At 59.7% G+C, this 8464-nt stretch carries 3 protein-coding genes; 1 reads left to right on the top strand and 2 read right to left on the bottom strand.

From position 1 onward, the window contains the following. Window positions 1–101: 101 nt before the first annotated feature. Complete coding sequence (locus AruPA_RS20895) at window positions 102–1772, bottom strand: PAS domain-containing protein (protein ID WP_265638677.1); 1671 nt, start codon at window positions 1770–1772, stop codon at window positions 102–104. 1054 nt (window positions 1773–2826) lie between these two features. Here AruPA_RS20895 and AruPA_RS20890 point away from each other — a divergent pair. Beyond that, complete coding sequence (locus tag AruPA_RS20890; RefSeq protein ID WP_265638676.1) at window positions 2827–7191, top strand: chemotaxis protein CheB; 4365 nt, start codon at window positions 2827–2829, stop codon at window positions 7189–7191. A 158-nt stretch (window positions 7192–7349) separates the two neighbouring features. On the opposite strand, the gene AruPA_RS20885 is transcribed toward AruPA_RS20890, so the two are convergent. Beyond that, window positions 7350–8165 carry a class II aldolase/adducin family protein gene (locus AruPA_RS20885; RefSeq protein ID WP_265638675.1) on the bottom strand — a complete coding sequence of 272 codons (816 nt, stop codon included), beginning with the start codon at window positions 8163–8165 and terminating at the stop codon, window positions 7350–7352. Between the last annotated feature and the right edge of the window lie 299 nt (window positions 8166–8464).

Raw genomic sequence — 8464 nt, 5'->3', positions numbered from 1 at the left:
GTCGTCAGGAAATAGCTTCTGAAATTCGGGGAGCGATTGGGGAAAAGCCAGTTCGTCACGCTGGTGAATGTCAATGGCCGCCATGGCGGGGGCCACTAGCCCTAGTGGGTGTCTGAGTCAACCGGATAGGCACGAAACGAACTTCGATTAAGGGTGCCTGTTAATAGATCATGGCTCGCAGCATAGGATATCTTCCTTCTATTTATGATTTTTTCAGAAATATCTCTAATAAATATTGCAACGTCGTCGTCGCCAGCGTAGACATTGATCTCGTACCAAGCATCAAATGGTGGCCAGAATATTTCAAACTGTTCACTCGATGCACCTTTTGAAACAGCTTCAATTGCTTGTCTAATGCGATAAGTGTGCCCGTCTTTGAAAAAACTGATGGCGCTGGAACCTATGAAATTTACGGATGCGCCAACTAGTTTTTCTGCGATATTATTGGTGAACTTTATTGTCCCGCTTTTGTCACAGACGATCACGCCGTCGCCTGTTGTTCTGAGCACCCTTAGCGCAAGCATCTCAGATGCTCGCCGACTTTCCTCCGCGGCGCGTCGATCGGTTACATCCTCGAGCGTACCATACCAACGAACTATCTGGGCTTGGCTGTCCAGCCGTGCTGCAGCGCGGGCGCGGAACCACCCATAACGCCCATCATGGAGCCTAACCCGGTATTCGATATCCACCGCCTCTCCGGTTGAGATACTCCGAAGCCAAGTCTCAAGAACACGAGGGCGATCTGCTTCATGAACAGCACTAACCCAACCTTGCGGAAAGGTTTCATCGGGTGTCATCCCGGTCAACTTAAACCATAATGGTCCAACTTCCGTGATATTCCCCAATGGGTCCGCGAGCCATGGAATCTGCGGATGCAAGTTGACCATGTGCCTATAATGATCTTCGCTTTCCGCTAATGCAGCCTCGATCATGCGATACGAGGAGATATCCTGTGTAGTCCCATGTAAACGGATGACGCTGCCATCGGAAGCCACTACGGCCTCGGCGTACGTCAGCATGCTGTGGATAGAACCATCAGGATAAATGATCCGGTATTCTTGAGATATTTGCTGTCGTTCTCGCACCGCGAGATAAAACCCGCCCATCGCCCTTTCATAGTCGTCCGGATGGATAATTGACCTCATCTCCGGGTAACTCACCAAACGATCTGCCGGTTCGCGTCCCATGAGTTTCCAGACCTCTGGTGAGAACCATAAACACCGTCCCTTGAGGTCCCAGCGCCAGCTACCGACGCGTGCTATCCGATGGGCGACCGCCAACTCGTCGCTGCGCTCAGCCAAATCCCTGGCGAGAGCGGCCAAGCGCTCAGCATCATTTTGGGCTATTCTTTCCTGGGCTTTCAGCTGTTCATTGAGTTCGTGACTCGCGGTGACATCAATGGTTGTCCCAACCATACGTAATGGATTTCCCGCAGAGTCACGCTTGATCACTTTCCCGCGGCTAAGGACCCATTTGTAAGACCCATTCTGACAACGCAGCCGATGCTCGGCTTCGTAAAACGTCATTTTCTGATCAAAATGGTCTTGGATGGCCGCTTTCACTCGCCCGAGGTCATCGGGATGAACGCGGTCATAGCTATCTTGGATTCGGCAAACGGACCCTTGGCTGTCAATTCCGACAATCATATCCCAGCTACGAGAATAACGGATTTCGTCAGCTGCCACATCACGATCCCACAGTCCAACCGAACTTCCGTCGAGAGCCGAGAGCCAGACATCCGAGAAATCGATTGCATCACGAAACTTGGCCATGGTCGAGCAATTCCTGACATGGCCGCCGCCCTATGGTGACCATACTATTCGATAAGTCCCATATCATATTCGCAATATATTACCAAAGTCTCAAGCTTTGGTTTCCCCCCATCTTTTCCCAATGTGGCCGGGATTAATCCACGAGTTGAAAAATAAGTCCCTGTTTTCACATATAAAAGTGACAATTGGTTACGACGTTATTCGAGTCAGGCAGCCAAGCATCTCCATATTATAAATATCAGACTTCGCAATTCGCTGCCAGATTGTTGCAAAAAGATCACGGCTGATAACACGGCTTTTTCTGCCTGCGCTAGCGTCCCTCATGCGGCGTTCCCTCAAGCGACGGAGCCGGAGGGACAACTCGACATACGAACGGATGAAGAAACTGGTCAACGACTGGCTCCCGTACCCGCGTGCCCTTCATCCATGGCGACGCGATCGTTTCGCCCTCAAACACCCACAGTGGGAGCCGTATGCGTGAATCGCGCCTGCACGGATCTGTGCGGAGGGTGCCCAGTAATGGTAGCCCCTACCGCGATCTTTCCGCGAGCAGCCAATGGGGGGGCCACAGGTGATGATGACCCTTCGAGCAGTGAAAGCACTCCCATCGTACTCGACGCATTGAGCGAAACACCCATGGCCGCAATATTGTTCTCCCCTCGCCAAGGAGCGGCACAGCACGACTTTTTCCGCATGCCTTATCGACGTGCCATGGGCACCAGAAGTCTATCTGGCAGTGGTGAATAACCGGTAAGCGGGCTCGAGATCGGTGCGACATGGCGGGTTGAACTGGAAATCGTGCATTCAAGAATTAGTGCAGCAGGAAAACTTGAACGAAAAGAATCTGGATCAACCGCTCCCGATTCCTTCCGGTAATCCAACCCTACCGGACCGATTCTCTGCAATGGATAGCTTCGGATTCGAGATGAGGGTGTGCATAACGTGTTGGATGTCAAAATCTTCGCTCCCAGAAAAGATGGACAAAATCTTACATTTACGGTCATAATTAATGGGCCAGCACCATCATAATTTTAATAATGAGAGATGTTTTAGAATGGCGGAAATCGGACCCTCGCAAGCCGGCAAGTCGAGCGCCGCGCCACAGCAGGCCGCAACCGGCAGTCATTTCGCGGTTGTTGCGTTAGGCGCGTCTGCGGGCGGGCTCGAAGCGTTCGGCCGCATCCTCGACCATCTGGCGAGCGAAACCGGCATGGCGTTTATTCTGGTGCAGCATCTGGACCCGACGCATCAAAGCCTGATGGTCGAACTGCTGGCCCGTCATACCGCGATACCGGTGATCGAGGCTTCCGATGGCATGATGCTCGAACCCGATCATGTCTATGTCATTCCGCCGGGGCGCTACCTCGCGGTCGACCACGATATGCTGCGGGTCACGCAACCGATCGAGCGGCACGGCATGCGGCTGCCGTTCGATTTTCTGCTGCACTCGATGGCGGAATCGTGCGGCGCCCGCGCCATTGTGGTGGTCTTGAGCTGCACCGGCAGCGGCGGCAGCGCGGGGTTGCGGGCGATCCGCGACAAGGGCGGTTTCGTGATCGCGCAGGCGCCGGACGAGGCGGCGTTCGATGGCATGCCGCGCAGCGCGGTTGCGACCGGTCTGGTCGATCTGGTGCTGCCGCTCGCCGAGATTCCGGCGGCCCTGGCGGCGCGGCCGCGCGATGCGGTGGCACGCGATGTGCCGGTCGATGCACCGGATAGTTTCAATGCGATCATCGCCCTGCTGCGCGATGCGACGGCGCATAATTTCACTTTGTATAAATCGGGCACACTGCGGCGGCGGATCGATCGGCGGATCGGGCTTGCCGGGCTGGTGCCGGCGAGCCTCGATGCGTATCTGGCGCTGCTGACCAGCAACGCCGCCGAGGTCGATCTGCTGGCGCAGGATCTGCTGATCAACGTCACCAGTTTTTTTCGCGATCGCGCGGTGTTCGATGTGCTGGAGCAGCAGATCGTGCCGGAGCTGGTGGCGGGGCGCACCGCCGATCAGCCGTTGCGGCTGTGGGTGGCGGGGTGCAGTTCGGGCGAGGAGACCTATTCGCTCGCGATGCTGTTCATGGAGCATATCAGCGCGGTCGGCTCGCCCGCGAGATTGCAGATCTTTGCTTCCGATGTCGATCCTGATGCGGTCGGGCGGGCGCGGGCCGGGCTGTATGACCAATCGATCGAGGCGGATGTGTCGCCGGCGCGGCTCGCGCGGTTTTTCATCCGCGAGGAACAAAAATACCGGATCGGCACCGAGCTGCGGGCGCTGGTGGTGTTCACGGTGCAGGACGTGCTGGCCGATCCGCCGTTTTCGCGGCTCGATCTGGTATCGTGCCGGAACCTGCTGATTTATCTGCGGGCGGAGGCGCAGTCGAAAATCCTGACGCTGTTTCATTTTGCGTTGCGCGATGGCGGGATTTTGCTGCTCGGCAGTGCCGAGACCATCGGGTCGGGCGATCAGGGTTTCAGCGTGGTGGCCAAGGCCGAACGGATCTATCGCCGCACCGGGCGCAACCGGCCCGGCGTGTTCGGCTTTCCGGTGTTGCCGAGCGACAAATCGCGCCTCATGGCACGCCAGGTACCCGCGACGCTGCCCGGGACCAGTCTGGTCGTGACGATGGGGTCAGGCGGCGCACCACAGGTCAGCCTGGCCGAATTGTGCCGGCGGATGGTGATCGAAGCCTATGCGCCGGCGGCGGTGCTGATCAATGGGCAGAACGATTGCCTGTTCACGCTCGGCCCGGTCGACCGGTTTTTGCAGATCGCGCCCGGTCTGCCCTCGCATGATGTGCTGGCGATGTGCCGGCAGGGGCTGCGCACCAAGCTGCGCGCCGCGATCCGTCGGGCGATCGACTCGGCGGGTCGGGTGGTGGTGCCGGGCGGGACGATGACGCATGAGGGCGTCGAGCAGGCGTTCACGATCGATGTGCAACCGGTAACGAGCGACGGCGAGCGGTTGCTGCTGATCTGTTTCGTGACCGGGCAGACCGGCGTCACGGTGCAGGCATCGCCGGTCAACCGCAAGGACACCCCGCGCGTGGCGCAGCTGGAGCGCGAGCTGGCGGCGACGCGGACCGAATTGCTCGGCGCGATTCATGATCTGGAATTGTCGAGCGAGGATCAGAAGGCGATCAACGAGGAGGCGCTTTCGGTCAATGAGGAGTTCCAGTCGACCAACGAGGAATTGCTGACCTCGAAGGAGGAATTGCAATCGCTGAACGAGGAGCTGACCGCGCTGAACAGCCAGTTGCAGGAAACCCTCGAGCGCCAGCGCACCACGGCGAACGATTTGCAGAACGTGCTGTACAGCACCGATGTCGCGACGTTGTTTCTCGATACCGATCTGCACATCCGCTTCTTTACGCCGGCGACGCGGGCGCTGTTCACGGTGATCCAGAGCGATCTGGGCCGGCCGCTCGCCGACCTGACCGCGCTGACCAATGATGGGATGCTGACGCTCGATGCGCGGGCGGTGCTCGAGACGCTGCAACCGATCGAGCGCGAGGTGCAGGGGCGCAACGGCGCCTGGTTCACCCGGCGGGTGCTGCCGTATCGCACCCAGCAGCATGGCGTCGAAGGCGTGGTGATCACGTTTACCGACATCACCGAGCGCAAACGGACCGCGCTTGCCTTGCAGAAGGCGACGACCGTTGCCGAGCAGACCAACCGTGCGAAGTCGCGGTTTCTGGCGGCGGCCAGCCATGATCTGCGCCAGCCGCTCACCTCGCTGTCGTTGCTGCACGGGCTGCTGGCGCGCGCGGTGGCGGGCACGCCGACCGAGCCGCTGGTCGAGCGGATGGCGCAGACTTTGGGCGTGATGACGACGATGCTGGATACGCTGCTCGATATCAATGAAATCGAGGCGGGGGTGGTCAAGGTCGCGGCGAGCCGGTTTGCGGTCAATGCGGTGTTCGACCGGTTGCGCCAGGAATTCACCGACGATGCCGTGGCGCTTGGGCTCGATTTTCATGTGATGCCGTGCACGCTGACGATCGAGACGGATCGGGGGTTGCTGACGCAGATTTTGCGCAACCTGGTATCGAACGCGCTGAAATATACCAGGAGGGGGCGGATTCTGGTGGGCTGCCGGCGGGTTGGCGGGCAGGCGCGGCTGGAGGTGTGGGATACCGGCATCGGGATTCCGCAGGAGGAATTGCAGGCGATTTTCGAGGAATATCACCAGATCGATAATCCTTCGCGCAATCGGACGCGCGGGCTGGGCCTGGGGCTCGCGATCGTGCGGCGGTTGACGGATCTGCTGGGTCTGCCGATTGCGGTGCGATCGGAGCCGGGCAGCGGGTCGGTGTTTTCGGTCACGATCGCGACGGTTGCCGCGCCGGTGATGGAGGCGGCGCCGGCGGCGGAGGCGGTGGTGGATGGGCCTGATGAGGTGCGGCCATCGGGGATGATCATGGTGGTCGAGGATGATCCGGATATTCGCTCGCTGCTGGTGATGTTTCTGCAGGAGGAAGGGTATCGGGTGGTCGCCGCCGCGGATGGCGCCGAGGCGCTGGCGCTGGTGGCGGGGGGCGCGTGGCCGGATTTGTTGATTGCCGATTACAATCTGCCCGGGGCGATGAACGGGATTGCGGTGGTGGGCCGGGTGCGCGCGGCGATCGGTCATGCGGTGCCGGTGATCATTTTGACCGGTGATATTTCGACCGATGCGCTGCGTGAGATTGCGGCACAGGATTGCGCGCAGTTCAACAAGCCGATGTCGCTGGTCGCGTTGGCGGCTGCGATTCGCAAGCTGATGCCGCTGCGCCCGGCGGTGGCACCGGCGATGACCGCGCCGATCGTGGTGATCGATGATGATCCGGCAATCTGTGCGGCGTTGCACGCGATGCTGGAGGCGGCGGGTCGGGTGGTGGTGGATTTTGCGTCGGCGGAGGCGTTTTTGGCGCGCGATCCGGGCGGGGCGGCGGCTTGCTTGGTGATCGATATCAATCTGCCGGGGCGCAGCGGCATCGATCTGCTGCGAACGGTGCGGGACGGCGGGGATGAGACGCCGGTGGTGATGTTGTCGGGTGTGAGTGATGCGACGCTGGCGGTCGAGGCGCTGCGGGCGGGGGCGGCGGATTTTGTGGAAAAGCCGGTCAACCCGGCTGATTTGCTCAGCCGGATCGACCGCGCGATCGGGCTGGGGCAGGATCTGACCGCGCGGCGGGCGCTGCATGAGGAGGCGGTGCGGCATCTGGCGGGGTTGACGGCGCGGCAGCGGGAGATTCTGGACTTGATATTGGCCGGGCAGCCGAGCAAGGTGATTGCCGGGATGCTCGGGATCAGCCCGCGCACGGTCGAGGTGCATCGGGCGGCGATCATGCGCAAGACCGGTGCTGCGTCGGTCGCGGCACTGGCGCGGCTCGCGGCCGAGGCGGATGGGCCGGCTCCGGAGCCCGGGGGAATCCGGACGTGACGGGTGGGCGGGGGGCTGATAGGTAGCGACAGGTGTGAGTTTTCCGTAAAGCTATACTCAGGGGATTGGCAGCATCCTACATGTTGCGGGTATGGGGGTTAATCGAATAGGCGCACGTCAATCTAGCAACTGAAGAATTTCATTATCGCGAGTTCTGGTCAGTCAAACATATCGGGCTGTTGTGCTGCGATCTGCGCGTAAAGGGTCTGGAAATGCAGCCAGCCGATGAAATCGTTGCCGACATGCTGGTGGCTATATTCCGCGTTCTTCTGGGAGAGTTCTTGGGGTTTGACACCGGAGGCCTCGATCAACAGTTGCACTTGGCAGCAACGCTCGAGGGCGATGAACCAGAACGCGGCGTCGTCGATGCTGTGGCGGCTGGCGGTGAGCAGCCCGTGATTCTGGTGCAGTGCAGCGCGCGCATTGGCGAAAGCACTGGCGACCGAATAGCCCGACTCGCGCTCGACCGCGACCGCACCAGCCGACGCCCCGATCACGACGTGATCATTGTAGAAACAGGCGGCATCCTGGCTGATCATGTCGAGTGGCCGCCCCATCGCACACCAGGCGGTGCCGTAGGTGGTGTGAGCATGGCACATCGCGATGATGTCCGGATGCGCCTCGTGCACAGCGGCGTGAAGGACGAAACCGGCTCGATTGATCGCGTGGGATCCCTGAACGACGTTGCCGGCATGATCCGCGAGGATCAGGTTAGACATCCTGACCTGTGAGAAATGGACGCACATCGGGTTGGTCCAGTATAGCTCGGGCTGTTCGGGGTCGCGGATTGTGAGGTGCCCGGCGAAACCGTAATCGAAACCATGCATCGCGAAGGCTCGTACTGCCGCGACCAAATGCTGCTTGCGATAGGTCCTCTCCGCCTCGAACGAGGAATACTGTGGGATTTCCGGGAAGATCAGACCCTGCTGCTCCGGCTGATAGATCGATATGCGGCCGTCCAAGGTTTCGAGCATTTTCGTTCCTCTTTATTCTCGTGACGTGTCTGTTTCAAATATGACCTGAAAGCGTGGTGATTGACAGAGGATAGTTTCCCACTCTCTCTCTCTATGAAAACGATTCCTAGTGTCCCGTCGCAGTGATTACGACTCCTTGATTGTTGGCGTGGGGTAGGATTGGGCCATCTTCACTCTTGCCTGATCTGTGGAGAACATCCAGCGGATTTTGGCACCGCTTTTGGTGCGGCGGCGCTCCCAGGCCCGGACTTCGGTTTCGAGCAGTTCGCGGTTATCGATCCGGCGGTCGAGGCATTGTC

The sequence above is a fragment of the Acidiphilium sp. PA genome, assembly GCF_026191915.1.
Taxonomy (GTDB): Bacteria; Pseudomonadota; Alphaproteobacteria; order Acetobacterales; family Acetobacteraceae; genus Acidiphilium.
The sequence above is the reverse complement of the archived record's forward strand: the minus strand, read 5'-3'. Positions and strand labels throughout refer to the sequence as shown.

Excerpts from the sequence above, each read along its gene's own strand:
- AruPA_RS20895 (WP_265638677.1), bottom strand. The coding sequence starts at position 1,772 with ATGGCCAAGTTTCGTGATGCAATCGATTTCTCGGATGTCTGGCTCTCG.
- AruPA_RS20885 (WP_265638675.1), bottom strand. The coding sequence starts at position 8,165 with ATGCTCGAAACCTTGGACGGCCGCATATCGATCTATCAGCCGGAGCAG.
- AruPA_RS20890 (WP_265638676.1), top strand. The coding sequence starts at position 2,827 with ATGGCGGAAATCGGACCCTCGCAAGCCGGCAAGTCGAGCGCCGCGCCA.